This window comes from Dietzia natronolimnaea (genome assembly GCF_002289575.1).
In the GTDB taxonomy this organism is placed as follows: Bacteria; Actinomycetota; Actinomycetes; order Mycobacteriales; family Mycobacteriaceae; genus Dietzia; species Dietzia natronolimnaea_A.
The window spans coordinates 55,491-81,562 of sequence record NZ_NTGA01000015.1 but is presented as its reverse complement, the minus strand read 5'-3'; the positions used below and the strand labels follow the sequence as shown (position 1 = coordinate 81,562).

The 26,072-nt window shown below is 70.1% G+C and carries 17 protein-coding genes and 1 tRNA gene; 9 read left to right on the top strand and 9 right to left on the bottom strand.

The features are described 5' to 3' along the window. The first annotated feature begins 139 nt into the window (after positions 1-139). Positions 140-2,077: a VanW family protein gene (locus CEY15_RS08650; protein WP_095718087.1), complete on the top strand. Its 1,938-nt coding sequence runs from the start codon at positions 140-142 to the stop codon at positions 2,075-2,077. Between the two features lie 121 nt (positions 2,078-2,198). Here the strand turns inward: CEY15_RS08650 and CEY15_RS08645 are convergent, their stop codons facing one another. Continuing rightward, positions 2,199-4,034, bottom strand: coding sequence for an acyl-CoA dehydrogenase (locus CEY15_RS08645; RefSeq protein WP_095718086.1), 1,836 nt, complete (start codon positions 4,032-4,034; stop codon positions 2,199-2,201). A 152-nt stretch (positions 4,035-4,186) separates the two neighbouring features. After that, positions 4,187-6,505, bottom strand: a complete 2,319-nt coding sequence (ppsA, locus tag CEY15_RS08640; RefSeq protein ID WP_095718085.1) for a phosphoenolpyruvate synthase — start codon at positions 6,503-6,505, stop codon at positions 4,187-4,189. A 104-nt stretch (positions 6,506-6,609) separates the two neighbouring features. On the opposite strand from ppsA, the gene CEY15_RS08635 reads away from it, so the two are divergent. After that, positions 6,610-7,581, top strand: coding sequence for a methyl-accepting chemotaxis protein (locus CEY15_RS08635; RefSeq protein WP_245847431.1), 972 nt, complete (start codon positions 6,610-6,612; stop codon positions 7,579-7,581). A 103-nt stretch (positions 7,582-7,684) separates the two neighbouring features. Here the strand turns inward: CEY15_RS08635 and CEY15_RS08630 are convergent. Both CEY15_RS08630 and CEY15_RS08625 read right to left on the bottom strand, forming a co-directional pair. Then, positions 7,685-7,755, bottom strand: a tRNA-Gly gene (locus CEY15_RS08630). A gap of 63 nt (positions 7,756-7,818) precedes the next feature. Beyond that, the gene (locus CEY15_RS08625; RefSeq protein ID WP_095718083.1) at positions 7,819-8,088 is read right to left on the bottom strand and encodes a hypothetical protein; all 270 of its coding nucleotides are present in this window, start codon (positions 8,086-8,088) and stop codon (positions 7,819-7,821) included. A 207-nt stretch (positions 8,089-8,295) separates the two neighbouring features. On the opposite strand from CEY15_RS08625, the gene CEY15_RS08620 reads away from it, so the two are divergent. From CEY15_RS08620 to CEY15_RS08600, 5 genes are all read left to right on the top strand, one after another. Next, positions 8,296-9,087 (top strand): hypothetical protein, encoded by a 792-nt coding sequence (locus CEY15_RS08620; RefSeq protein ID WP_095718082.1) that lies wholly within the window; start codon positions 8,296-8,298, stop codon positions 9,085-9,087. A 301-nt stretch (positions 9,088-9,388) separates the two neighbouring features. Beyond that, positions 9,389-10,039 (top strand): hypothetical protein, encoded by a 651-nt coding sequence (locus CEY15_RS08615; RefSeq protein ID WP_245847429.1) that lies wholly within the window; start codon positions 9,389-9,391, stop codon positions 10,037-10,039. Next, positions 10,020-10,583 carry a dCTP deaminase gene (gene dcd, locus CEY15_RS08610; RefSeq protein WP_095718080.1) on the top strand — a complete coding sequence of 188 codons (564 nt, stop codon included), beginning with the start codon at positions 10,020-10,022 and terminating at the stop codon, positions 10,581-10,583. The genes CEY15_RS08615 and dcd overlap by 20 nt, the downstream gene beginning before the upstream one ends. A gap of 130 nt (positions 10,584-10,713) precedes the next feature. Next, entirely contained in the window at positions 10,714-12,048 is a 1,335-nt protein-coding gene (locus tag CEY15_RS08605; RefSeq protein WP_095718079.1) for a UDP-glucose dehydrogenase family protein, read from the top strand. Positions 12,049-12,201: 153 nt separating this feature from the next. After that, positions 12,202-13,419 carry a YibE/F family protein gene (locus CEY15_RS08600; protein WP_245847427.1) on the top strand — a complete coding sequence of 406 codons (1,218 nt, stop codon included), beginning with the start codon at positions 12,202-12,204 and terminating at the stop codon, positions 13,417-13,419. A 45-nt stretch (positions 13,420-13,464) separates the two neighbouring features. On the opposite strand, the gene CEY15_RS08595 is transcribed toward CEY15_RS08600, so the two are convergent. Then, a complete protein-coding gene (locus CEY15_RS08595) occupies positions 13,465-14,718 on the bottom strand; it encodes a pyridoxal phosphate-dependent aminotransferase (RefSeq protein WP_095718077.1) in 1,254 nt (417 codons plus the stop codon). Between the two features lie 83 nt (positions 14,719-14,801). Beyond that, entirely contained in the window at positions 14,802-15,824 is a 1,023-nt protein-coding gene (locus CEY15_RS08590) for a helix-turn-helix domain-containing protein (RefSeq protein ID WP_095718076.1), read from the bottom strand. Between the two features lie 68 nt (positions 15,825-15,892). On the opposite strand from CEY15_RS08590, the gene CEY15_RS08585 reads away from it, so the two are divergent. Beyond that, on the top strand, positions 15,893-17,710 hold the full coding sequence (locus CEY15_RS08585) for an NAD(P)/FAD-dependent oxidoreductase (RefSeq protein WP_095718075.1): 1,818 nt from the start codon (positions 15,893-15,895) through the stop codon (positions 17,708-17,710). 73 nt (positions 17,711-17,783) lie between these two features. Here CEY15_RS08585 and CEY15_RS08580 read toward each other — a convergent pair whose 3' ends face one another. The 3 genes from CEY15_RS08580 to CEY15_RS08570 form a co-directional block, all read right to left on the bottom strand. Then, positions 17,784-21,029, bottom strand: a complete 3,246-nt coding sequence (locus CEY15_RS08580) for a (Fe-S)-binding protein (RefSeq protein ID WP_245847425.1) — start codon at positions 21,027-21,029, stop codon at positions 17,784-17,786. Between the two features lie 173 nt (positions 21,030-21,202). Next, the gene (locus CEY15_RS08575) at positions 21,203-22,798 is read right to left on the bottom strand and encodes a S1 family peptidase (RefSeq protein ID WP_095718074.1); all 1,596 of its coding nucleotides are present in this window, start codon (positions 22,796-22,798) and stop codon (positions 21,203-21,205) included. 114 nt (positions 22,799-22,912) lie between these two features. Then, on the bottom strand, positions 22,913-24,289 hold the full coding sequence (locus tag CEY15_RS08570) for a S1 family peptidase (RefSeq protein WP_245847423.1): 1,377 nt from the start codon (positions 24,287-24,289) through the stop codon (positions 22,913-22,915). Between the two features lie 338 nt (positions 24,290-24,627). On the opposite strand from CEY15_RS08570, the gene gdhA reads away from it, so the two are divergent. Next, positions 24,628-25,980 (top strand): NADP-specific glutamate dehydrogenase, encoded by a 1,353-nt coding sequence (gdhA, locus tag CEY15_RS08565; protein WP_095718072.1) that lies wholly within the window; start codon positions 24,628-24,630, stop codon positions 25,978-25,980. Positions 25,981-26,072: the final 92 nt, after the last annotated feature.

The window sequence follows — 26,072 nt, the reverse complement described above, 5'->3', positions numbered from 1 at the left end:
GCCCCCGCGTACGGCGCGGGGGCTGCACTCATCGGTGCCGGTCCGTCATAGTGGACGCCACAGTGGTTCGGGTGGGACAACCCCGGTCGGCGCCCCGCCGGGTCGAGAGTCCCCCGCTCGTGAGGAGGCGTGAGAACCAGTGGACGAATCCACCACCACCGGTGACGCCGGCCCCGCCCGGCCCGTCGTGCTCGAGGGGGACGGCCCGCATCCCGCGGCCGCCGACCGGCGACGCTACCGCGTGCGGTCGAGGTGGATCCACACCGGTGTCGGGGTGTTCATGGGACTGGCCGTGCTCTACGGATTCGACCTCGTCCACAGCATCGGCCGGGTGCCGCGCGGTGCGGAAGTGGCCGGGATCCAGGTGGGCGGGATGCGCACGGCCGACGCCGAACAGCTCCTCATCCGTGAGTTGGGCCCACGGGTCGACGAGGAGGTCGACCTCCGGGCCGGCGTCGTGTCGACCACCCTCGATCCTCAGTCGGTCGGGTTGTCCGTGGACTGGCAGGGCACCCTGGACCGCGCGGGAGAGCAACCCCTCAACCCCGTCACGCGCCTGATCAGCCTGGTGTGGTCCACCGAGGTGGGCATCGCGAGCGTGATCCCCGACGCGCGACTGACCGACTTCCTGGAGAAGCTCGCCCTGCAGGCCGATTTCGAACCGCGGGAGGGCGCCATCTGGTTCGACCGGGACGAGGTCCGCTCCGCCATTCCGTTGGACGGCCAGCGCCTGCGGATCGAGAGCTCGCGCGATGCCGTGCTCGCCCACTGGCTCGACGACGACGGGGTCGACCTCGTCGTCGACTACACCCCCACTGAGACCCAGGCGGACCAGGTGCGTGCGCTCATCCGCGACGTGGCCGAGCCCGCCGCCGGGCGCGACGTGACGTTGCTGGCCTCGCGGATGCGTGAGGACGGGACGGAACCGCCCGTCACCACCGTCACGACGAGGCTGCCGGCCCCGCCGCCGCCCCCGGGCAGAGACCGGGCGGTTCCCGCCGAGCGGGAGCTGAAGATGGTCGACCCCGACGACCCGCACGCCGTGCCCGTCCTCTTCCCGCGGGACCGGATCGGCGAGTACCTGACCTTCGTGCGCGACGGGGCCGTGCTGGAGCCCCGGTTCGACGCGGATGCGGCGAAGGGGATCCTGGAGCCCCTCTTGGAGGAGACCGAGCAGGAAGGGCGGGACGCCTCGTTCTCCTTCAGCGGATCGACCGCCTCCGTCGTCCCCGCCGTCCAGGGGCGCACCGTCTCGTGGGGGCCGCTCCTCGGTGCGCTCCCGGGTCAGCTCACCGACGTCCAGGGCCCGCGTGTGCTGCCCGTCGCCTATGTGGGTCGGGACCCGGAAGTCACCACCGAGGAGGCCGAGAGGGCCGGGATCCGCGAGCCCGTCGGTGAGTTCACCGTCGCGGTGGGCGCCAGTGGACGGGCGCAGTCGATGATCGCCTCGCTCGCCGGGCACTTCATCCCCGCCGGCGAGTCCTTCTCGATGTCCGACGTCGCCGGTGTCGTCTCGGGGGACGTGTCCGCTGACGCCGTGGCCACCGCGCTCTTCAACGCCGCGTTCGAGTCCGGGGCGCAGGGACTGGTCAGGACGGGCCGAGGGGTCGACGGGGCGCAGTTCCCCGCCGGTCGCGACGCCACCGCGTCCGAGGACGTGGGTTTCCGCAACGAACAGGGCACGGGGCTGGTGATCGACGCCTCGGGTAGCGGCAGCTCGGTCACCGTACGGCTGTGGGGGACCCGCGAGTACACGGTGCGGATCTCGACCGCGCCGCGGGCCGACCTCCGCCGCGCCGAGACCCGTGTCCTCACCAGCCCCGGGTGCACCCCGGACCCGGGCGCCGACGGGTACACGGCCCGGGTTACCCGAGTGGTCCAGCGGGGCGAGGAGACGGTCAGCACCGACACCGTGTCCTCGACGTATGCGCCCCGCGTCCGCGTCGAGTGTCGGGTCGAGAGCCCGTCACCCACCGCCGAGCCGCCCGGCCCGGTCGCGCCGCCGCCGGTGCCGGACGACGCGATACGGATCCCGGGTCTGCCGGAGTTCCGGATCCCGGTCCTGCCCGGCAACTGACCGCCCGCCCCCGCGCGAGGTGCGCGCCCGAAATGCACGGATCCCCGGGGGGTGTGCGTCGTGTCGGGACCCAACAAGACGCACACCCCCCGGGGATCGCGGGGAGCGGCTCAGCGGTTCATCAGAACGCGGCCTCGTCCAGCTCCATGAGCTCGCCGCCGAGGCCGGCGACGATCCCGCGCGTGGCGGTGAGGAGCGGCAGCTCGTTGTTCGCGAACCACTTGGCGGCGGCGATCTTGCCGTTGTAGAAGGCGGTGTCGGCGTCCGACGCGCCCTCCAGCGCGGCGAGCGCGACCTCGGCGCCGACGAGCAGACGCCAGCCCATCATGAGGTCACCGAACGCCATGAGCAGGCGGACGGAGGCCAGACCGATGGTGTAGAGGTGCTTGGGATCCTCCTGCGAGGCGAGAAGGTGGTCGAAGCAGGTGCCGACCATCGCCTCGACGTCGGCGAGAGCGGTCGCCAGCACCTCGCGCTCGCTGGCCAACTCGGCGGGCCCCTCGGTCTCGATGTACTTCTTGATCTGCGCCGACACGTGCCCGATGGCGGTGCCGCGGTCGCGGGCGATCTTGCGGAAGAAGAAGTCCTGCGCCTGGATCGCGGTGGTGCCCTCGTACAGGGAGTCGATCTTGGCGTCGCGGATGTACTGCTCGATCGGGTAATCCTGGAGGAAGCCCGACCCGCCGAAGGTCTGCAGTGACTCGGTGAGCAGCTCGTATGCCCGCTCGGACCCGACACCCTTGACGATCGGCAGCAGCAGGTCGTTGACGCGGTGGGCGAGCTCACCGTCGGCGCCCGAGACGCGCTGGGCGATCTCGACGTCCTGATGGGCGGCGGTGTACATGTACACCGCGCGCAGGCCCTCGGCGAACGCCTTCTGACGGATGAGTGCACGGCGCACGTCCGGGTGGTGCGTGATGGTCACGCGGGGTGCGTTCTTGTCGGCCATCTCGGCCATGTCGCCACCCTGCACGCGCTCCTTGGCGAACTCCAGGGCGTTGAGGTAACCGGTCGACAGGGTGGAGATGGCCTTGGTGCCCACCATCATCCGCGCGTGCTCGATCACGTCGAACATCTGGCGGATGCCCAGGTTGAGCTCTCCGTCGCCGACGATCCAACCCTTGGCGGGCACGCCGTGGCCACCGAAGGTGAGCTCACACGTGGTGGAGACCTTGATGCCCATCTTGTGCTCGACGCCGGTGACGAACACGCCGTTGCGCTCGCCCAGTTCACCGGACTCGAAGTCGAAGTGGAACTTGGGGACGAAGAACAGCGACAGTCCCTTGGTGCCCGGTCCGGCGCCCTCGGGGCGGGCCAGGACGAGGTGGAAGATGTTCTCGAAGAGATCGTCGGAGTCCGCGGAGGTGATGAACCGCTTGACGCCCTCGATGTGCCAGCTCCCGTCGTCCTGCTTGACGGCCTTGGTGCGACCGGCGCCCACGTCGGATCCGGCGTCGGGCTCGGTGAGCACCATGGTCGCGCCCCAGCCGCGCTCGACGCAGGTGGCGGCCCACTGCTTCTGCTCCTCGGTGCCGTTCTCGTAGAGCACGGCCGCGAAGGACGGTCCGGCGCCGTACATGAACGCGGGGGGGTTGGCGCCGAGCATCATCTCGCCGGCGGCCCACACCAACGCGCGGGGAGCGGGCATGCCACCGAGGTCCTCCGGCAGGCCCATCGACCAGTAACCCGCCTCGTACCAGGCGCGGAAGGACTTCTTGAAATCCTCCGGCAGGGAGACCGAGTGGGTCTCGGGGTCGAAGACCGGCGGGTTGCGGTCGGCCGACGAGAAGGACTCGGCGACCGGGCCCTCGGTGAGGGTGGCGACCTCGGAGAGGATTCCCCGGGCGGTGTCGGTGTCCATGTCGCCGAACTCGCCGGCGTCGAGTGCCTCGTTCATGCGCAGGACCTCGAACATGTTGAACTCGAGATCGCGGACGTTGCTCTTGTAGTGACCCATTACGGTCTTCTCCGATCGGAGTGCGGTGTCGTGGCAATGGAGGTGGCCGCGCGGGACGGCACCGATGCCATGTGCTCACCGGAACCTACCCGTCGGTAACAAGACAGATGTTAGTGCGTTGTCAGCGATCCGTCCAAGGTGAGGAAAGGCTCTTATTTCGCAGGTGAGCGGCGTGTCGCCGATCGGGCCGCATCGAGCAGGATCGACTTCTCGGCGCGGGCCACGGTCCGCCGGGTGATCTCGGCGTAGTCGGGTGTCACCGACACCGACGTCACCCCCCGGCGCACGAGATGCTCGGCCATCGCGGGGTCGGTCGACGCCGCCTGGCCGCACAGGGAGACGGTGAGCCCCGATTCGTGGCAGCGGTCGATGATCTGGTCGATGGACGCCAGTACCGCCGGGTCCATGGAGTCGAACAACTCCGCGCACACCTCGGAGTCGCGGTCCACGCCCAGGGTCAGCTGGGTGAGATCGTTGGACCCGATCGAGACTCCGTCGATGCCCATTGCCGCGTACTCCGGGATCCAGTGGACGACCGACGGGACCTCGGCCATGATCCACCGCTTGAGTCCCGCGTCGCGCCCCAGTGGGTGGCCGTCGACGATGTCCAGGCAGGCGCGGAGCTCCCACGCCGTGCGGACGAACGGGATCATCAGGTGCAGGTTGCGGTGCTTCTCGCGCACCCGGGCCAGCGCATCCAGCTCGAGTCGGAACAGGTCCGGCTCCCTGGTGTACCGGAAGCACCCGCGGTAGCCGATCATCGGGTTGCGCTCCTCGGCCTCGACCTCCCCGCCGAGCAGGCCACGGAACTCGTTCGAGCGAAGGTCGGTCGCGCGGTAGATCACGGGCCGGGGGTCGAAGGCCGCGGCGATCGTGGCGATCCCGGACGCCATGCGGTCCACGTAGTCGGCTGTCCTCCCCTCGGTGATGAGCGTGCGCGGGTGGACGCCCTCCAGTGCGCTGGTGATGAGGAACTCCGCGCGCAGCAGGCCGACGCCGTCCACGTCCATCGCGGCCACGCGGGCGGCGGCGTCGGGGGTCGCGAGGTTGACGTACACCGCGGTCGCGGTGACCTCGCGCGTCCGTGCCTCGGGGGTCCGACCGACGTCGGCGGGAGCCTGTTCGGCGGCGGCCGGACGGACGGTGCCCGGGTAGACGACGCCGGCCGTGCCGTCGACGGTGATGGTCTGCCCGTCGTGGATGTCCGTGGTCGCCGACCGGGTGCCGACGATGACGGGACGGCCCAGCTCGCGACCGACTATCGCGGCGTGGCAGGTGACCCCGCCCTCGTCGGTGACGATCGCGGCCGCCCGTTTGAGGATCGGCAACCAGTCCGGGTCGGTCATTGTCGCGACCAGGATCTCGCCGGGTGCGAGGTCGGCGCCGTCCGCGAGTTCATGCAGGACCCGGGCCCGCCCCGTGGCCGTGCCCGGTCCGGCGCCCAGTCCCTCGACGAGCGGCTCCACGTCGCCCCCGGACCGGCCGTCACCCGACGCACCCCGATCACCGTCCGGCGCCCGGTCCACGAGGGTGGTGATAGGGCGGGTCTGGACGAGATAAAGCTCGCCGTCCTCGAATGCGAACTCGGTGTCCTGAGGCGTGCCGTAGTGCGCTTCCGACGCCATGGCCTGACGGGCGACGGCTCGCACCTGTTCGTCGTCGAGGACGCGGGTGGTCTGCATCTCCTCGGGAACGGGCACGAGTCCGTCGTCTGTGCGGCCGGCGATGATCCGCGTGAGCTTGCGGCCCACGTGGGCGGAGAGGACGCCCAGGTCGGACTTGTCGACGACGTAGGTGTCGGGCTCGACCTTGCCGCCCACGACGACCTCCCCGAGGCCGAAGGCCGCTTCGATCACCACCCGGTCGGTCCGGGAGGTGCGGGGGTCCGCGGTGAAGGCCACCCCTGAGGTGTCGGAGCGGACCATCCGCTGTACGACCACCGCGATGGACGGCTCCTCGTCGTAACCCGACACCGCCCGGTAGGTCATCGCTCGCGGCGACCACAGCGAGCACCAGCACTTGCGGACTGCATCGAGCAGGGCGTCTTCGCCGACGACGTCGGTGTAGGACTCGTGGATGCCGGCGAACGACGTGTCGCCCGCGTCCTCGGCGGGGGCGGAGCTGCGGACCGCGACCGGGACGTCGTGTCCCAGCGCGCGGTAGTGCTCCAGGACCGACTCGCGCAGAGGAACCGGCATGTCCACGTCCGCGACGGTCCGCGTCAGTTCCGCGGACCTCGCCATGAGCTCGGCCTCGGTGAGTCCTTCCTCCGGAACCCGATCGGCGTGCAGACGTGCGCGGACGCCTCCGGCGTCCATCGCCTCCAGATACGCCGACTGGCCGATCGCGAAACCGGGTGGCACCGCGAGTCCTGCACCGGTCATCTCCCCGAGATTGGCCGACTTGCCTCCGTACTCGGGTGAGTCATCGAGTCGTAGATCGTCGAAGGTCACGACCTGTCGTGCGCTCATCTCGTACTCCTTCCGGGAGCGCCATGGGGGCCATCCACCCGCTGCTTTCTCCATGGTGCGCTGATCCGGAGGCCCCGCGTGGGATGTTCGGGCAGAATCGATCCATGGCTGAACTGCAGGTCCGGGTGCCCTCCGCGTCATCCCTCGTCAACAGCGCGTTCCGAGTGGTGGAGTGGGAGCTTTCGGTGGCGCGTGAGCTACTCCTCCTGCCGGCGCGGGTGATGGCCCTCCTGGAGGACGTGGAGTCCGTCGTCCGGCGGGTCCAGCGTCTTCTGGACGAGGTCGAGCGGACCGTGTCCTCCATCGACCGGATCGTGCTGACGGCCGCGGAGACCGTCGACGGGGTGCGGACCACCGTCTCGCGGGCTGACGCGGTGATCGACGACGTCGAGCGCACGGTCTCCTCCGCCGACTCCACGGTCGTGCGGGTGGGGTCGACGGTGGAGTCGGCGGACGGGATCGTGGCGCGGGTGGGGTCGACGGTGGAGTCGGCGGACGGGATCGTGGCGCGAGTGGGGTCGACTGTGGATTCCGCGGACGGTGTGGTGGGACGGGTCAGTGCGACGGTGGACGTCGCCGACGACCTGGTGATCGAGGCCGGTGGACTCATCGGACGAGTGGAGCCACTCCTGGATATCGCCGACTCGGCCCTGGCGCCCGTCAAGCCTGTGGTCGAGGCCCTGCTGGTCGATGCCGAGCTCTCCCCGGAGACAGCCGGGCAGGTGGCGACCCGCCTCACCGAGGTCCTGGTGTGGGCGGACAAGACCATCGCGCTCCTGGAACCGATCGCCGACGAGATACTCGAATCGGTCGAGCCGGAGGAGATCAGGGCCGTCGTCAAGTTCATCGACCACCTGCCCGCGCTGGGCGACAGTCTCGAGAACGACGTGATGCCCGTGATCGCTTCGCTAGACACCGTGGCACCGGAGGTCCACCAGATCCTCGAGGTCGCGCAGCACTGTCTCGAGGCGGTCAAGGGCATTCCCGGGTTCCAGCTCCTGCGGCGCCGCGGGGGCGAGAACGGTAACGGAAAGGGCGGGTCGTCCGTGCCGAGCACGACCACGCCAGGCGCCTGATCGCGACCATTGCGGCGGGGTGTCGCGAGGGAGCAGGGTCACGAAGGAATCGGCTCGCCAGATGACTCGAGGCCCTCCCGTGGGGGGAGGGCCTCGATAACTGAGCCGATGACGGGAATCGAACCCGCGCCGTCTGCTTGGGAAGCAGAAGTTCTACCATTGAACTACATCGGCAGTGCACTTCACGCGGCGTCGCCGCTCGAAGGCCGGTTCAGATTAGCACGAAGGCTCCGGGCGTCAGCGATTCCGGGGGTCTTTGCGGGCGGCCTTTCGCTTGGCTCCGGTGGTCATGGGTCGCCGGGTCTGTGCGAGCGAGGCGCGGGGCACGAACCCGAAACCGACCCCGCCGACAACGGCAACGGCGAGCGCGCCGAAGACCCACGGGGTGAGTGAACCGCCGCCGGTCAGTCCCATCGCCACGATGAGGGCGGCGATGCCCACGCACACCCAGGACCAGATGGTCCATCGCCAGATGTACTTGGAGGGCTCTTCCCTGAAATCGTCCATACCCCCGATTGCACCACGTGCGCGGGGCGCGGCGCATATCCGCGCGGTCCGGGGGTCTGCGCCGGGACCGGTGGTGTGGCCGTTCTCACGACGATTTGCCGCGCCCACGGGTATGGATCCGGTGGCCGTTCACGCTGGAATAGTGTGAGAACCCGTTTCAGTGGCCGGTCACCGGTCGACGGACGACTCTTCCCGGGGAGGACGAGCATGGAGGACGTGACGGAGCGGCCCATCGCCCGACGAGTGCGCACCGTCCTGGCGCGCGGGGCCGCGGGCACGGTCGGTTCAGGGCTGCTGACCCGGCCACTACGGTCCGCGCGGGTCCGCGACGACGGTGTGATCGTGCTCGTCGTCGACGTCGGCGGCATGTCCCGCGACGGGGGCGAGTCGGGCGGTGTGGCGTCCACGGGTGGATCAGCGTCCGCCGAGATCGTCGACACGGTGTGCACCGGCCGATGTCGTCGGGTCGGAGCAGGACCATCCTTCGCGGTGGACGGCCGTACCGGGTCCACCCGATGCGATGACGAGTGCGCCGTGGTTCGAGGCGTGGTGACCATCGCCGGGATCGTCACGGCGTCCTCGCCGACGCGGCGGCGCAGGCTGGTCGCCGCCGAGGGCGGGTCGGGGCACGGCGGCGAGACCGGTGCCTTGCGACTGAGTGAGGTGCGGCCGCTCGATATCTCCTACCTGTGTGCCGACGGGGCGTACGTGATCGCGCGCGGTGAGCTCGCGGCGGCAGCAGTGGACCCGATCGGTGTCGACGAGCAGGCGTGGTTGCGCCGTCTCGGATCCGACTCCGCACTCGCGGCGCGGCTCGCGCTGCGCGGTGGCCACCAGATCGCGGGTACCGACCCGTGGATCGTCGGCGTCGACAGCGCCGGCCTGGATCTCTCGGTCGGGGCCGCGACCGGGTCCAGAGTGGTCGAACGACTGCCGTTCTCGCAGGTCTGCCGCGATTCCGGAGACCTTCTGGCCGAGATCGCCGCCCTCGGGGGATAAGGCCGGAAAACACCACCTCGACCCAAACCCTTGCCAAAGAGGTAAGCCTTACCTAAGTTGGTCGCTGCGGGTAGTCACGTCCCCGCCCCCGGACCGTTCCGGCGCTCCTCCCAGAGGCGCCGGAACGGTGCGGGAACGACCACGAGGAGTTGGCATGCGATCACTGGTGGGGCCTGTGCCCGAGCCCGCGGAACGAGTGAGCTCGGCGCTACGCCGGTGCCCCCGGGCGACACTGGAACTTCTCTCCACCCCGAGCAGTCCCTCCGCCGCATCCGCCGCGCCCGCACCAGAGGTGACCCTGGTGCACCAGGTGCCCGGGACCGCCGACCTCTGGGTGGCGCTCCCGATGGCGCACGCGAGCGTGATCGGTGTCGGGGGAGCGACGGCCCGACTCGAAGTCCTGGACGAGATCATCGGAGGCGCGGCCGAGGGGCGGTGTCGACGCATCGTCGTCGTCGAGGGTCGTGTGGAACTGCCGGGCCTGCGCGCCCAGCGCCGCACCGCGGGCGAGATCGCCCGCGACCTCCCCGACACCGTCCTGCTGGACGTGGGCACCGGTGTCGCGCTGGTGCGGCTCCGGGCCGAGCGGATCGTGCTGACCGACGATGACGGCGTGACCGACATCGACCCCGAGGATCTGGCGACCTCCGGGCCCGACCCCTTCTCCGACCTCGAGGGACACTGGCTCGCCCACCTCAACGACCCGCGCTGCCAGGTCGTGCCGCGTATGGCGCTGCGCGTGTGCCGATGCCTCCCGGCCGAGCGCCCGCTGCTGGTCGGCATCGACCGGGCGGGGGTGGATATCGAGATCGTCGGTCGCGACGGGCGCATCCACCGCGAGCGGCTGCCCTTCGCCGAGGCGTGCGTGGGGGTCACGGAGTTGGGCACCCAGCTCCGACTGCTCGCCGGGGGGTCGCGATACCCTCTAGACCGTGCTGCTCTCCGACCGTGACCTCCGCTCCGAGCTCGCCGACGGGCGGCTCACGATCGACCCCTTGGACTCCTCGCTGATCCAGCCGTCGAGCATCGACGTCCGTCTGGACAGTCTGTTCCGCGTGTTCAACAACTCGCGCTACACCCACATCGATCCGGCACAGCAGCAGGACGACCTCACGGAACTCGTCGAACCCGCCCAGGGGGACCCGTTCGTGCTGCACCCGGGAGAGTTCGTCCTCGGGGCGACTCTCGAGCGTCTGGGCCTGCCCGACGACCTCGCTGGTCGACTCGAGGGCAAGTCCTCGCTCGGCCGACTGGGTCTGCTCACGCACTCCACCGCCGGGTTCATCGACCCGGGGTTCGAGGGGCACATCACCCTCGAGCTGTCCAACGTGGCCAACCTGCCCATCACGCTGTGGCCGGGGATGAAGATCGGCCAGCTGTGCCTGTTCCGGCTGTCCAGCCCCGCCGAGGTCCCCTACGGCACCGCGGCGACGGGCTCGAAGTACCAGGGGCAGCGCGGGCCGACGGCCTCCAAGGCGTACCTCAACTTCCGCTGACCGGCCCTGCCTCCGGACCGGGCCCGTCCGAGAAGCGGGCCGCCCCCGCACCCGCACCCGCAGCAGGACGCTCGTCCCGCGTTCACCCCGGCGTTTCCGGGATGTCGTCCGAAGGCAGTAGAAGTAAGCCATGCGTATGACGGTGTTCGGGACCGGGTATCTGGGTGCGACTCATGCCGCGTGTATGGCGGAGTTGGGCCATGAGGTGCTGGGTGTGGATGTGGACGAGGCGAAGATCGATCGGCTGCGTCGCGGGGAGGTGCCGTTCTACGAGCCGGGGTTGCCGGAGATCCTGAAGCGACAGGTCGAGGCGGGTCGGGTGCGGTTCACCACGGATTATGCGGAGGCGGCGGAGTTCGCGGATCTGCATTTCATCGGGGTGGGGACCCCACAGCGCAAGGGGGAGTTCGCGGCGGACACCTCGCATGTTCAGGAGGTGGTGGCCCGCTTGGCGCCGTTGCTGACCGCGGACGCGGTGATGGTGGGTAAGTCGACGGTGCCGGTGGGTACGGCGGCGAGGTTGCAGGAGATCGCCGATGAGCGGGTGCGGGCCGGTGTGCGGGCGGAGGTGGTGTGGAACCCGGAGTTCCTGCGGGAGGGCTTCGCGGTGGCCGACACGCTCACGCCGGATCGGATCGTGATCGGGGTGCGGGAGCCCGGTGGTCCGGTCGAGGAGGTGGTGCGGGGGGCGTACGTGCCGATCCTGGAGTCCGATCCGTGCCCGGTGATCGTGACGGACCTGGCCACGGCGGAGTTGGTCAAGGTCAGCGCGAACGCGTTTCTGGCCACCAAGATCAGCTTCATCAACGCGGTGTCGGAGGTGTGTGAGGCGGCGGGCGCTGATGTGACGGTGTTGGCGGATGCGATCGGGATGGATCCGCGGATCGGTCGGCGGTTCCTGGGCGCCGGGCTGGGGTTCGGTGGGGGGTGTCTGCCCAAGGACATCCGGGCGTTCATGGCACGCGCGGGGGAGTTGGGTGCCGATCAGGCGATGTCGTTCCTGCGGGAGGTGGACTCGATCAACATGCGTCGCCGGGAGCGGATGGTGGATCTGGCGACCGAGGCGTGTGGGGGGATGTTGATCGGTAAGACGGTCGCGGTGCTGGGGGCGGCGTTCAAGCCGGACTCCGATGATGTGCGGGACTCCCCGGCGTTGAACGTGGCGGGGATGCTCTCGCTCAAGGGGGCGCAGGCGGTGGTGTACGACCCGCAGGCGCTGGACAACGCGCGGGCGTTGTTCCCGACGTTGACGTACGCGGGGTCGGCGCTCGAGGCGTGTGAGGGCGCGGATGTGGTGCTGGTGGCCACCGAGTGGCCGGAGTTCCTCGGCTTGGACCCGGCGGCCGTGGCCCGGGTGGCGCGGGGGCGGATCATGCTGGACGGGCGCAACTGCATGCCCGCCGAGGCCTGGCGCGCGGCCGGCTGGACCTACCGCGCCCTCGGCCGCGGGGTGGCCGTTTCCTGACCGGTCGCGCCGGCGATCGTGCTGCCCCTGCCGGCGGGCGCGGTCCGGGTTAGGGTTACCGGCGTGAGCGACCGGTCGGCGACCCCTCCCAGCCCTAGCCCCAGACACAGGCACCGGCACCGGGTCGAGCGCGCCCCTCGCGGGACCCGCCTCGTGCCGTCCGGCAGCGCCGGGCGGATCACGGTGGTCGCCCTGACCCTGGGCGCGATCGCGACCCTCATCGGGGTGGCGCTCCTCTGGCCCACCTTCACCGACCCCGAGCTGGACCCGTACTTCGCCCAGGCGTCCGGGGCCTCGGTGATGACCGAGCGCGGCGAGGTCGTGTCCACCGAGATGGCGCCCTGCGGCTCCCCGGACAACGGGCGGGTCCTGCCCGGGCCGCCGCTCGACCCCCGGTTCCCCGGCCCCGAGTGCCCGCGCTCGATCGTGCGGCTCGACACCGGCCCGGACGCCGGCCGGGAGGTGCTGCTGGAGATACCGCCCGGGCCCGGATCCCCGGATCTCGGCGCCGGTGACCAGATCCAGCTGGGCCGCTCACCCCAGGGAGCCACCGACATCTACGCGTTCGAGGACTTCACGCGGACCGTGCCCATGGCCCTGTGGCTCCTCGTGGGCGCCGCGGTGATGGTCGCCGTCGGGCGATGGAAGGGGCTGCGGGCCCTCATCGGGATCGTGGTGGCCCTCGTCGTCGTCGTAGGGTTCGTCCTGCCCTCGATCCTGGACGGCAACCCGGCCATCCTGGTGGCCGTCATCGGCGGCTCCGCCGTCCTCTACCTGGTGATCTACGTGGTGCACGGCATCAACCTCAAGACCCACGCCGCCCTCCTCGGAACGCTGTCCGCGATGCTGGCGGCGGCGTTACTGAGCTGGGTGGTCATCGAGACCACCAGGATCACCGGGCTCAGTGGCGACTCCACGACCCAGGTCCAGGTGTTCGTGCAACACGTCTCGCTCACCGGGCTCCTGCTCGCCGGCTTCATCATCGGCGCGCTCGGCGTGCTCAACGACGTCACCGTGAGCCAGTCCGCGACCGTGTTCGAGATGCGCCACCTCGACCCCCACGCCGGCCCCGTCGAGGTGTTCCGGTCCGCGATGGGCGTCGGACGCGACCACGTGGCCTCGATGGTCTACACCCTGGTGCTGGCGTACACCGGGTCGGCGCTCCCCCTGCTGCTGCTGTTCTCGCTGGGAACCCGCTCGCCGCTGTCGATCCTCACCTCCGACGTCGTGGCGGTGGAGCTGATGCGGTCGCTCGTCGGCGCGATCGCGCTCGCGCTGTGCGTCCCGCTCACCACCGCGGCCGCGGTGTGGCTCTCACGGGACGTGACCCCGGAGGAACTGGACCGGGCGACGATCGGCACGCGTGCGTGAGCGCGGCGGGCCGCTTCCGGGTGCCCGCCCGCTGCGCTCGCCCGCCTACTGACGGTAGGAGGCCAGGAAGTTGCCGATCCGCTCGATCGCCACGGCGAGGTCACGGCCGGCCGGCAGGGTGACCACCCGGAAGTGGTCCGGGTCCGGCCAGTTGAACCCCGTGCCCTGGGTGACGAGGATGCGCTCGCGCTCGAGGAGGTCCAGGGCGAACAGGCGGTCGTCGTGGATCTCGTGGACCTCCGGGTCGAGCCTGGGGAACACGTAGAGGGCTCCCATCGGCTTGACGCAGCTCACCCCCGGGATCGAGTTGAGCTTCTCCCACGCGATGCCGCGCTGCTCGTGCAGCCGTCCCCCGGGCTCGATCAGCTCGTCGATCGACTGGTACCCGCCCAGAGCCACCTGGATCGCGTGCTGCGCCGGCACGTTGGGGCACAGTCTCGTCGAGGCCAGCAGCTCCAGCCCCTCGAGGAACCCGGCCGCGTGCGCCTTGGGTCCGGTGATCGCCACCCAGCCCGCCCGGTAACCCGCCACGCGATAGGTCTTGGACAGTCCGTTGAAGGTCAGGACCAGCAGATCGTGCGCGAGCGAGGCGATGGAGGTGTGCTGGGCTTCGTCGTAGATGATCCGGTCGTAGATCTCGTCGGCCAGGATGAGCAGACTGTGCTCGCGGGCCAGGTCGACGATCCCCTGCAAGACCTCCCGGGAGTAGACCGCCCCGGTGGGGTTGTTGGGGTTGATCACCACGATGGCCTTGGTCCTGGGCGTGATCTTCGAGGCGATGTCCTCGAGTGATGGATTCCAGTCGTCGTCCTCGTCCGCGAGGTAGTGGACCGGCCTGCCTCCTGCGAGAGAGGTCATGGCGGTCCAGAGCGGATAGTCCGGCGCCGGGATGAGGACCTCGTCGCCGTCGTCGAGCAGGGCCTGCATCGTCATGGTGATGAGCTCGGAGACGCCGTTGCCCAGGTAGATGTCCTCCACATCCAGGTGGGGGAAATCGGGCTCCAACTCGTAACGCGTGAAGATCGCCCGACGGGCCGACAGGATGCCCTTGGACTCGGAATATCCCTGCGCGTGGGGGAGAGCAGCGATCATGTCGCGCATGATGACGTCCGGTGCCTCGAACCCGAAGGGCGCGGGGTTGCCGATGTTCAGCTTGAGGATCCGGTGGCCCTCCGCCTCGAGCTGGTTCGCCCGCGCGAGCACGGGGCCACGGATCTCGTAGAGGACGTCCTTGAGCTTGGACGACTGGTCGAGCGTGCGCGGCTGGTGGAGCGTGCGTCCCGTGGTCTCAGGCGTCATGTCTGCAGATTGTGCCACCCCGGGCGGACGCTGCTTCGGTCGCGCCGACCCGGTGGGGTTCGACTGGCGTCAGCCCCGTGGCGTCAGATCCCGTGCCGCAGGTCGATGATGGCCGGGATATCCGAATGGGGCAGGAGGTCGTCAGGATGCTCCACCGAGAGGTAGTCCACGCATCGCCTCTCGTCCGGGGCCAGGGCGTACGGCTGGGAGTCGATCGACAGGCCGGTGAGCTGACGGAGTCTGCGTACCTCCCCGCGGACCGTGGCCGTGGCGTCGCTGTCGCCGTAGAGCGCCTCGGACAGGGACCGCGCCGTCCACGCCTCCCGGGACGCCAACAGTGCGAGCAACTCCGCCCGTCGCGGAGTGAGGTCGACACTCGACCCGTCGGCGCGGATCACCGACGGCCGCCACCCGAGTAGACGGATCTCGGTCACCGGGGCCCCCGTGCCCGGTCCCCCCGCCCCGCTCGCGAGGAGGGTCTCGGCCAGCCGCACACCGCAGCGGACCAGTGCCGCGGTCTCCGAACTCGAGAATCGCACCGGGTGGGAGACGTCCAGCACGCCGAGGATCCTGCCGCCGGCGTCGCGGACGGGACTGGCCGTGCACGTCCACCCGTGGTGGGCTCGCACGTAGTGTTCGCCCGCGGTGGCATGGGTCAACGTCCCGGTCTCCAACGCGAGGGAGATGCCGTTCGTGCCGATTCCCCGCTCCGACCAGTCCGCTCCCTCGGCGAACGCGATCGCGTCCGCGCGACGGAGCACCTCGGGACTGCCCGATCTCCAGAGCAGGCATCCCCGGGCATCCGTGAGCACAACAAGGTGCCGGCCCGCGACGGACGTGTCGGAGACCGAGGCCACCACGTCGGCGGCGATGTGCCGCAGGGGCGTGCGCCCACGCGCGTCCGCCACCTGCTCACGGGTGAGGACCCGCGTCGGCAGCTCCTGATCCGGCGATATCCCGGCCGCGCCGCTCCGCCTCCACGCCTGCAGTACCCGCGTGTCGAGGTCCGAGGTCGCGCCCCCGGCGAGCGCGATCCCGTGAGCCCGGATGGAGCGCTCGGCGAAGGCCCGGGGGTCGGAGAACCGTAGGGCCGGGTGCAACGACATTGCCACCCCCTGGGGACAAAAGTGTGATCTACGTCATTGCCGAAGCTACACGACACGAAGGAGCGGATATGACCCAGACGACAGTCGTCCCCACCGGGCGAGGTGGGCCGGACGAGACGATCACCGCCTGGCTCGCGGAGTTCGACGATGCCCTCCGGGCGGGGGACTCCGACCGGGCCGCGCAGCTGTTCGAGCCCGAGGGCTACTGGCGCGACTTCGTGGCCTTCACCTGGAACCTCAAGACACTCGAGGGACGCGAGGAGATCCGCCGGATGCTCGACTCCCAGCTCACCGCGGTCTCGCCCTGCGACTGGTCGCTCGACGAACCCGCGAGCGCGTCGGACGGTGTGGTCGAGGCGTGGGTGACCTTCGAGACCGTGGCCGGCCGCGGATGGGCCCACCTCCGACTGCGCGACGGAAAGGCCTGGACCCTCCTGACCACGATGCAGGAGCTCAAAGGCCACGAGGAGAAAAGGCGTCGGACCCGGGAGCAGGGCGTCGAACACGTCATCCGGCGGGGTCGCAAGACCTGGCTCGAACAGAAGCGGGAACGCCAGGAGACGCTCGGCTACACCGAGCAGCCGTACGTGGTGATCATCGGCGGAGGACAGGGCGGGATCGGGCTCGCGGCCCGACTCAAGCGACTGGGCGTGCCGACCCTGGTGATCGAGAAGAACGAGCGGGCCGGCGACTCGTGGCGCAAGCGCTACAAGTCGCTCCACCTCCACGATCCGGTCTGGTACGACCACCTCCCGTACATCCCGTTCCCCGACGACTGGCCCGTGTTCCCCTCGAAGGACAAGGTCGGGGACTGGCTCGAGCACTACACCGCGATCATGGAGCTCGACTACTGGTCCGGCACGCAGTGTCTCAACGCCGACTTCGACGACCGGTCCGGCACCTGGCGTGTCGAGGTGGACCGGCGCGGTGAGAAGGTCGAGCTCCGACCCACCCAGCTGGTGTTCGCCCTCGGCGTCTCGGGTTACCCGAACATCCCTCACGTCGAGGGTGCCGAGTCGTTCGCCGGGGACCAGTGGCACTCCTCCGAGTTCACGGGTGAGGGGGACGTGGAGGGTAAGCGGGCCGTGGTGATCGGCTCGAACAACTCCGCGCACGACATCTGCGCCGCACTGTGGGACCACGGCGCCGAGGTCACCATGGTGCAGCGCTCCTCCACCCACATCGCGAGAAGTGACTCGCTCATGTCTCTCGCGCTCGGACCCCTGTACTCCGAGGAGGCACTCGAGGCCGGCGTGACGACCGAGAAGGCCGACATGCTCTTCGCCTCCTGGCCCTACCGGCTGCTCCCCGGGGTGCAGATCCCCGTCTACGAGCAGATGGCGGAGAAGGACGCCGAGTTCTACGGCAGGCTCCGCGATGCCGGATTCGAGCTGGACTTCGGGGAGGACGGCTCCGGGTTGTTCCTCAAGTACCTCCGTCGCGGATCGGGGTACTACATCGATGTCGGTGCCAGTCAGCTGGTGATCGACGGCGAGGTCGCCTTGGCGCGCGGTCAGGTGACGCGGATCCACTCCGACGGAGTAGAGCTGGACGACGGGAGGATCCTGCCCGCCGACCTCATCGTCTACGCCACCGGCTACGGCTCGATGAACCAGTGGCTGACCGATCTGGTGTCCCAGGACGTGGCCGACCGGGTGGGCAAGGTCTGGGGCTACGGCTCCGACACCACCCGGGATCCCGGGCCCTGGGAGGGGGAGCTGCGCAACATGTGGAAGCCGACGAACGTCGACCAGCTCTGGATCCACGGTGGCAACCTGCACCAGTCACGGCACTACTCCAAGTACCTCGCCCTGCAGCTCAAGGCGAGGATGGAGGGCGTGCCCACCCAGGTGTACGAGGTCCAGCGGGCTCATCACCCCTGCTGACGGCGGGACCGGAAATGCACTGCGGCCCGTGATCGAGGTGTCGATCACGGGCCGCGGTGCGTGTGACGGGAGGTCAGCCGAGGGACAGGCCGTAGCCGCCCGGCTTCGTCGACCGGGGGATCGAGTTGGCCTTCCCGGACGCCGCCGGTGCCTCCGCCTCGGTGGCCGGGGTATCGGCCGCCGGGGTGTCGGTCTTCGCTTCCTCGGTCTCCGATTTCTGATCCGCCGTCTCAGCTGGCGGCTCCTCGGTCTCCGACTTCTCGGCGGGCGACTCCTCGGCCGGTGCGGCCGGGGCCGACGCCTCGGGTGCGCCGGGGGCCTTGGGCGCGCCGGGGGCCTTGGGTGCACCGGGGGCCTTGCCGCCGCCCTTCAGACCCAGCCCGACCGTGGGCTTGGCCGGCGTGGCGGGTTCGGCGTCAGCGGAGGCGTCACCGGCGGGGTGCGCCGATGAGGGCTCGGGCGCCTCGGCCTCGGCAGGAGCCGGGGCCGCCGTCTTCGGTGCCCCGGGTGCCTTGGGTGCGCCGGTTGCGCCGGGAGCCTTGGGCGCCCCCGGGGCCTTGGCGCCGCCGCCGAGGGTGAGACCGCCGGACTTCGGAGCCCCGGTGGTGCCCGGCGCGGACCCCGTGGCGGCCTCCCTGGTCTCCTCGGTGCGCTCGGCGTCCTTGACCGCGGACTGCGCCTCGGTCGCGGACTCACCGCTCGCCTTGGCTCCGCCCGGTGCCTTCGCCCCACCGGGAGCCTTCGCCCCGCCGGGAGCCTTGGGCCCGCCGGGCGCCTTTCCGCCCCCACCGAGCGACAGTCCGCCCGACTTGGGTGCGCCCTGCGAATCGGCGGCCGAGGGGCCGGACTCGGCGGCACTGACGGTGCCCGCGGTGCCGGCCGCAGCCACCTCGGCGCCCTCGCCCTCGTCGATGACCGGGTTGTCCGGGGCCGAGGCGGGCTCGGCGACAGCGGTCTTGGCCTCGGCCGGCGCGGCGGCCTGTGCAGCCGCCTTATCGTCGGCCTCCTTCTCGGCCGCGGTCTTCTCGCGCTTCGGCTGCTCCAGCCACGCGGCTTCACGAGGCTCCGGCAGGCCGCCGTCGCGCGTGACGGACTCCAGCAGCAACTGGGCCACGTCCACGACCTCGACCTGGCCCTCCTGCTCGGTGCCGTCGGTCTGGGCGGTCGCGCCGTCCGAGAGCATGACGCGGCAGAACGGGCAGCCGGTGGCGATCTTGGTGGCCTTGGTCGACAACGCCTCGTCGACACGGTCGATGTTGATGCGCTTGCCGACCGTCTCCTCCATCCACATGCGCGCGCCACCGGCGCCACAGCACATGGAGCGCTGGCCGTGGCGGGGCATCTCCGTGAGTGTCACACCGGAACCGTCCATGAGCTCGCGCGGGGCCTCGTAGACCTTGTTGTGACGGCCGAGGTAGCACGGGTCGTGGTAGGTGACGCCACCATCGATCGGTGCGACCGGCACGAGTCGCTTCTCGCGCACGAGGCGGTTGAGCAGCTGCGTGTGGTGGACGACCTGGTAGTCGCCGCCGAAGTCGCCGTACTCGTTCTTGAGCGCGTTGAGACAGTGGGCACACGTCACGACGACCTTGCGCTGCCCGGTGGGCACCCCGTCGAAGGCGTTGTTCATGGTCTCGATGTTCTGCTCGGCGAGCATCTGGAACAGGAACTCGTTGCCCGCGCGGCGGGCGGAGTCACCGGTACAGGTCTCACCCTGGCCCAGGACGGCGAACTTCACGCCGGCCGTGTGCAGCAGGGTGGCGACGGCCTGGGTGGTCTTCTTGGCGCGGTCCTCGAAGGCTCCGGCACAGCCGACCCAGAACAGGTACTCGGTGTCCGAGAAGTCCTCGATGTCGGAGCCGATGACCGGGATGTCGAAGTCGAGGGACTTCATCCACTCGTCGCGGCCCGCGTTGTTCTGCCCCCAGGGGTTGCCCTTGTTCTCGAGGTTCTTGAACAGGCCGGCGAGCTCGGTGGGGAACTCCGACTCGATGAGCACCTGGTAGCGGCGCATGTCGATGAAGTGGTCCACGTGTTCGATGTCCACCGGGCACTGCTCGACGCAGGCGCCGCAGGTGGTGCAGGACCACAGGGCCTCCGGGTCGATGATGCCGGCGGCCGTCGGGTCGTCGGACACGTCGGCGGTGGTGTGGCCGACCAGGGGGCGCTGGGCCTCCACGCGGGCGGCCTCGGGGATCCTGGCGAGCTTCTTCTCGTCCGGGTTGCCCTCGGCGTCGACGAGTCCCGTCTCCTCACCCATCGTGGTCTTGCCACCGGCGAGCAGATACGGGGCCTTGGCGTGAGCGTGGTCACGCAGCGCCATGATCATCAGCTTGGGGCTGAGCGGCTTGCCGGTGTTCCAGGCGGGGCACTGCTCCTGGCAGCGTCCGCACTCGGTGCAGGTGGAGAAGTCCAGCCAGCCCTTCCACGAGAAGTCCTCGATCGCGCCCGCGCCCAGGACCGGCTCGAAGTCCTCGTCCGCCTCGGTGCGCTCCTCGATCTTCTCCATGGTCAGCGCCTCGCCGTCCATGGTCATGGGCTTGAGTGCGCCGAGCGCGGTGCGACCGTCGGCATCGCGCTTGAAGTAGATGTTGAAGAAGGCCGAGAAGCGGTGCCAGGCGACGCCCCAGGTGATGTTGCGGCCGACGACGTACAGCCAGATCATGCCGGTGAGCAGCTTGATCAGCGCGAAGATGGAGACCATGAGCTCGTTGGCTGGCAGGACCGTGGAGATGGGGCCGGAGACCCAGTCGGTCGACCAGTGGAAGTCCTGGCCTTCGGCGCGGTACAGCGCGAGCTTGCCGGCCTTGACGAAGATCATGCCCAGGCCCTCGAGGAGGACCACGGCCTCCACGAAGTACGCGGCCCGGCGGTCCGAACCGTTGAAGCGGTTGAGGCCCCGACGCTGATTGACCTGGCGGATGATGATCAGCACGGTGATGCCGATGACGGTGCCCAGGCCGAGGAACTCGTCGAGCCCGTGGTACCACGTCTGATCGGACAGCCACGGCCAGCCGCCGCGCGGGTTGAACGTCTGGATGTAGGCCTCGAACCAGACGATCGAGCCGAGCATGAAGCCGATCATGACGAACCAGTGGAAGAAGCCGACCGACCGCTTCCTGGCCATCCTGGTGTGGGCGCCGACCTCGATAATCGTGTTCTTCATCCGTGCGAATACCGGGCCGAATCGGTTGAAGCCGTCCTTCTGCCCGAGCATGATGCTCCGCACCATCTGCGACAGGCCGCCGATGAACGAGGCCCAGGCAAATAGGCTGAGCAGGACACCGATCGTCCCGAGAGTGATGGTCACGCCTGACATGGTTCGCGGCCTTTCGTCGCACTTCTCGACGCACGAGCACCTGACGACCCCTGGGGTGCCCGCCGACGGTCTTGTCGTTAAAGGTAAGCCACGCGGGCCCCGTTCACCGAGTTGAGGTCGCCCTAAGTGGAGCGCACTCGACTCGTGGAACGGGGCCCGCGAGGTTGGTGACGTCAGTTGGTACGCAGTGTCAGACCGGGATGGGCGGCCATGACGTCGGCGATCGGGACCGCCGACAGGCGCGGGACGTACCCGTTCTCCCTGGCCACCGCGTCCGCGTTGGCGCAGGTCCCGGTCTCGGCGACGTTGGATGCGCTGGAGATCCCCAGCGCCTTGTCGCCTGAGAACACGACGCCGCCGCTGTCGCCGGGGAGGGCGCAGAGGTCGACCGTGAACGCGTTGGCGATGGTTCGGGACCCGGCCACGTCGATCGTCGCGCCGACCTCGGACACGGTGCCGCAGGAGAAACCGGTCCGGAATCCGGTCTTGCAGGCCTTCTGGCCGACGACGGGCTCGGCGCTCCCGGTGATCGCCTGGGTGGTATCGGGACCGGCGCCGACGAGGTTGGTGCGGAAGCGGTCTGAGAATTCCGGGTCGACGGCCACGAGCGCCGTGTCGATCCCCTCCCGCTGGGTCCGGGTCATGGTGCCGAACTCCTCGCCGTCGGCGAGTGCGGCGCGGGTGCCGTCCGCGCCGGCGCAGTGCGCGGCGGTGATGACGACGGGCGAGCCGTCGAGCTCACCGTTGAATCCGGTCGAGCACTCGAGGATCCCTCCCGGGACGGCGACGGAGTAGGCGGTGCCCCCGGCGATGGGGCCGGTGGGGGCGGGACCGTCGGCACGTGTCTGATTCTGGGGGACCGGCGTGACGGGGTCGGACATCGTCTGGCTCATCCCGTCGATGATCGAGCCGGTGCCGGGCGTCAGTCCGGCGAGCAGCTCGACGACGGTGCGCATCGGGCCCTCGGGGATCACACCGGTCTGGTTGAGCAGGGCGAGACTGCCGAGCGATCCGGAGTCGCCACCGGCGGGCGTCTGGCCCGGTGTGCCCGCGCGGGTGGTGGCGGGCTGGAGCCCGGCCGTGTTCGGCGCGCCGTCGGACTGGGTCCCACCGTCCTCGCTGCCGAAGGGCGCGGTGTCCCATGCGGGGTCGGGTGCCTCGGTCATGTCGATCTCGGCGAGGTCCTTCAGTCGCGCGGTGAGGTTGCCCAGCTGGGCGGCCTCTCCGCCGCGGGTGGACACGACGACGGTGTTGCGAGTGGGGTCGACCCGCACCCCGGTGACCAGTGCCCGGAGGTCCTCGGGGAGGTCCGTGACGATCTTGCTCACCTGCCGCTCACGGGCCGAGAGCTCCTCGGTGGTCAGCGCGACGTCCTGCACGGTGAACCCCGCGTCGGTGGCCTCGGCGCGCAGCAGATCGCCCGCCTCCCCGGCGACCACGCCCACCAGGCCGGTGCCCTCCTCGTCCAACCACACGCCGCCGAAGGAGTCGCGGAACGCCTTCTCCCAGCGAGGCCGGGATTCGGCGAGGCGCTCGCCGATACCGGCCTGGTCCAGGAACTGCTCGGGGGTCAGCCCCAGGTCCCGGCGAAGGGCCTCGACCAGCGAGGTCAACTGGGACCCCAGGGCGGAGTCGAGGGTGGGTAGCACCTGCGAGTCCGCCGGTGCGGGGGCGGCGGGCGCAGGGGAGGGGGCGGCGCCGGCGGGGGCCGCTGTGACGACCAGGGCCGCGGCGGCGGTGAGGGCGGCGAGTCTCGTGGTGGTGCGCATGGTGGCCTTCCGTGATGCACGGTGGACGACTTCAGGTCGCCCAGTTGAGGCCAAGATTACGAAGATGTGATTACTGAGTCCAGTGCGACACGTGTGATTAGTGGGATTGATGTGTCAGGCGGCGCCCACCTGGAGGCCCGGGAAGCGCGACGAGATCGCCCCGACGGTCACCCCGACCATCGTCGGGACCGTTCCGCGGAGCGCGAGGTCGGTCCGGGCCGCCTCGCAGTTGGGGTAGGGCTGGTCGTACCTGTCGAAGGCGTTGGACAGGCTGGTCACGGCGACCGCACGGGTCGCGGAGAACACCACCCCTCCGCTGTCGCCCGCGATCGCGCACAGGTTGATCGTGACGTTCCTGACCCCACCCGGTGTCGCCGAGTCGACGCCGGACACCGACCCGCAAGTGTGACCCGTCCGTTGGCCGTACTTGCACAGGATCTGCCCCCTGACCGGGGACTGCGTGCCGGACAGGGCGATGGGCAGCGCGTTCTCGCCGAGGACGTGGGAGTTCCGGAATCGCGGGCGGACCTCGGGGTCGACGGTGATCAGCGCCGCGTCCATGCCCTCGTCGGCCTCGGCGGAGGTGAAGGCTCCGAGTCTCGGCGACCTGCTGTCCTCAGAGACAGTGCCGGGGCGGAACACCGACTGGCCCGTCGTCTGGTCGGTGAAGGAACTGCAGTGGGCCACGGTGATGTTGACGACCCGTCCGTCACGTATCCCGTTGAAACCCAGGGAACACCAGTTGGCGACGGTGCGGGAGGGGGACAGGACGTACATGCGGGTCCCGCCCACCATGGAGTTCGACAACAGGGTGCCCGGGTCCGGGTTCGGGGGGTCCGGCGCGTCGAGGATGGCCGCTCCCGACCCGAGCGACCCCTGGGCGGGTCGCAGGCCTGCGGCGCGCACGCCCGCCCCGAGGTCGGCGGGGGGCGCGGGAGCGGTAGCCGAGTCCTCCACCACCACGGTGACGTCGCCCGTGGAGGGGTCGACCTCGATCGCGCTCACGCCGTCCCGCTGGCCCGGGGGAAGGGAGTCCGCCCAGTCCTGTGCCCGCTCCGCGGTCTCGTCCAGTTGCCGGGCCGGGGCGGGAGCGGAGGACACCGAGAACCCCCGGGACCGCGCGTCCGCGATCAACATCTCCGAGCGCTCGGAGTCCCGGACCACCGCCACCTGACCGGTCGCTCCGACGATCTGCACGCCCGCGAAGGCCTCGGGGAACCGGGCGGTGTAGTCGTCCGAGGCGTCGGCCAGGCGGTCGGCCAGGACGGATTGGGACCGGAATGCCGCCGGGGTGGCGCCGACCTCCGCGAGTGCGTCCTCGAGGGTCTCGTGACCAATTACACTCTGGGCGCGCGAGTCGTCCACTGCCGGGACCCCGTCGCGTGGCTGTGTCTGGTCGAGGGGCTGTGCCTGGGCGGCGACCGGGGTCGCGATCACGAGCACGGCGAGCATGGCGCCGAGCGTCGATCGGCGGCGGGGGTGGTGTCGCATGGGGGCCACTGTTCTTCTGGGGGCGGGGTGGGGCCGGCCGGGCCGGTGAACGTCGATCGTAGGACCGCGGTGGCGTCGGCGGGCAGTTTCGGCCCGGGCAGTACAGCGCGCGTTCCCGGCGTGACCTGACTCGGTGACCAGTTCGGTCAGCGGTTAGGCTGCGGCTCGGCGGCGACGCCGTTCCAGCCGTGGCACGGGCCTACTCGGGGTTCGGCACCGGGTGTGCGCCCGAGGCGGGTGGCCCACGCCGCGTGCCCCTCAGGCCGCATCCCCTACACCGCATCCCGAACCGCATCCCGAACCGCATCCCGAACCGCAGCCCCTACACCGGAGGTCCCATGTCCGACGCCGACGCCGACGCCGCACTGCACGACGCGCTCGAGTCCGTGGTGGCCCGAAACCCCGGGCAGAAACTCTTCCGGCAGGCCGTGCACGAGGTGCTCGAGTCCCTCGCCCCCGTGGTCCGGCAGCATCCGGAGTACGTCGAGGGAGGGATCCTCACGCGGATCGTCGAGCCCGAACGCGTGGTGTCCTTCCGCGTGCCGTGGGTGGACGACTCGGGAGCGATCCGGGTCCAGCGCGGTTTCCGGGTCCAGTTCAGTTCGGACCTGGGGCCGTACAAGGGTGGCCTGCGGTTCCACCGGTCCGTCGACGAGGACACCCTGAAGTTCCTCGGGTTCGAGCAGGTCTTCAAGAACGCCCTCACCGGCCTGGGGCTGGGCGGCGGCAAGGGCGGCTCGGACTTCGACCCCCACGGCCGGAGTGACGGCGAGGTCATGCGTTTCTGTCAGTCGTTCATGGCCGAACTCGCCCATCACATCGGGGCGGATCTGGACGTCCCGGCCGGGGACATCGGCGTGGGCGCCCGCGAGATCGGCTACCTGTACGGCCAATACCGCAAGGTGACCGGCCGGAACGAGGCGGGAGTGATCACCGGCAAGTCGGTCGTCTACGGGGGGTCCTGGGCCAGGACCGAGGCCACCGGGTACGGGCTCGTCTACTACGTCCGCGAGATGCTGCGCGAGACCGACTTCGGGCTCGACGGGGCGCGGGTGGTCGTGTCCGGTTCCGGCAACGTCGCCCAGTACGCGGCGAGGAAGGCCACGCAGCTGGGAGCCACGGTCGTGGCCTGTTCGGACAGCTCCGGCTACGTGGTCGACGAGAAGGGCCTCGACCTGGACCTGCTCGCCGACGTCAAGGACGTCCGGCGGGAGAGGCTCTCGGTCTATGCGCAGGAGCGGGGCGACTGCGAGTTCGTCGAGGGGCGCCCGGTATGGGAGGTGACGTGCGACATCGCTCTCCCCTGCGCGACCCAGAACGAACTCGACGGCGACGCCGCGCGGACACTGGCCGCGAACGGGTGCCGGCTCGTGGCCGAGGGCGCCAACATGCCCTGCACCGAAGAGGCCGTCGAGGTGATCCACGACAAGGGCATCCTGTTCGGCCCCGCCAAGGCCGCGAACGCAGGCGGTGTCGCAACCAGTGGACTCGAGATGCGACAGAACGCGGGCCGACTGCAGTGGGATTTCGAGCGCGTCGATTCGGAACTCGACCGCATCATGACCAACATCCACGCCACCACGGCCGCCACCGCCGAGGAGTACGGGATGCCCGGTGACCTGGCCGCCGGGGCGAACATCGCCGGCTTCCGCCGGGTCGCGGACGCGATGCTCGCGCAGGGCGTCATCTAGCACCCGTCCATTCCCCCGTCGGGAAGACCGTTCCGCACGCATCGCCCGAGAGGCAGGTGTGCGGAACGCTCTTGTCGTTGAGGATGCGTGCG

Bases quoted from the DNA above. Each gene is read 5' to 3' on its own strand.
- CEY15_RS08645 (WP_095718086.1), bottom strand. From the start codon at position 4,034: ATGGGTCACTACAAGAGCAACGTCCGCGATCTCGAGTTCAACATGTTC.
- ppsA (WP_095718085.1), bottom strand. From the start codon at position 6,505: ATGAGCGCACGACAGGTCGTGACCTTCGACGATCTACGACTCGATGAC.
- CEY15_RS08635 (WP_245847431.1), top strand. From the start codon at position 6,610: ATGGCTGAACTGCAGGTCCGGGTGCCCTCCGCGTCATCCCTCGTCAAC.
- CEY15_RS08625 (WP_095718083.1), bottom strand. From the start codon at position 8,088: ATGGACGATTTCAGGGAAGAGCCCTCCAAGTACATCTGGCGATGGACC.
- CEY15_RS08620 (WP_095718082.1), top strand. From the start codon at position 8,296: ATGGAGGACGTGACGGAGCGGCCCATCGCCCGACGAGTGCGCACCGTC.
- CEY15_RS08605 (WP_095718079.1), top strand. From the start codon at position 10,714: ATGCGTATGACGGTGTTCGGGACCGGGTATCTGGGTGCGACTCATGCC.
- CEY15_RS08595 (WP_095718077.1), bottom strand. From the start codon at position 14,718: ATGACGCCTGAGACCACGGGACGCACGCTCCACCAGCCGCGCACGCTC.
- CEY15_RS08590 (WP_095718076.1), bottom strand. From the start codon at position 15,824: ATGTCGTTGCACCCGGCCCTACGGTTCTCCGACCCCCGGGCCTTCGCC.
- CEY15_RS08585 (WP_095718075.1), top strand. From the start codon at position 15,893: ATGACCCAGACGACAGTCGTCCCCACCGGGCGAGGTGGGCCGGACGAG.
- CEY15_RS08580 (WP_245847425.1), bottom strand. From the start codon at position 21,029: ATGTCAGGCGTGACCATCACTCTCGGGACGATCGGTGTCCTGCTCAGC.
- CEY15_RS08575 (WP_095718074.1), bottom strand. From the start codon at position 22,798: ATGCGCACCACCACGAGACTCGCCGCCCTCACCGCCGCCGCGGCCCTG.
- CEY15_RS08570 (WP_245847423.1), bottom strand. From the start codon at position 24,289: ATGCGACACCACCCCCGCCGCCGATCGACGCTCGGCGCCATGCTCGCC.
- gdhA (WP_095718072.1), top strand. From the start codon at position 24,628: ATGTCCGACGCCGACGCCGACGCCGCACTGCACGACGCGCTCGAGTCC.